At 64.5% G+C, this 361-nt stretch carries 1 pseudogene; it reads left to right on the top strand.

The window, feature by feature from the left end:
* Positions 1-144: 144 nt before the first annotated feature.
* Positions 145-361, top strand: a pseudogene (locus tag MKK84_RS34610) (branched-chain amino acid ABC transporter permease); the annotation flags it as partial.

The raw sequence follows: 361 nt of genomic DNA, 5'->3' as shown, positions 1-361 counted from the left end.
TACCTGCGCCCGCAGGGTCTGCTGGGGCGGCGGTGATGGTTTGTCTGGGATTTTCCGATCGAAGCAAGCCGATCCCGCGCGATCTCCACGGCATCCCCTCCCCCCTCTGCGGGGGAGGGATCAGCGCGCAGCACCGGTATCCCGATGAAGCTCATCACCATCCCGGGCTTCTCGATCGCTATACTCGCCGTCGCGCTCGCTGCTACCCTCCCCTGGTCTGTCTCCGGCTACACCCTCCGCCTCCTGACCATTCCCTATTATTTCGCCGTGGTAGCCATGGCCTGGGACCTGCCCTTCGGTTTCGCTGGCGATGTGAATTTCGGCCAGACCTGCCTGATCGTGCTCGGTGCCTACCGGCCCG

The sequence above is a fragment of the Methylobacterium sp. E-065 genome, from assembly GCF_022829605.1.
Taxonomy (GTDB): domain Bacteria; phylum Pseudomonadota; class Alphaproteobacteria; order Rhizobiales; family Beijerinckiaceae; genus Methylobacterium.
Note: the sequence above shows the minus strand (reverse complement) of the source record. Positions and strands in the feature narration are given on the sequence as shown.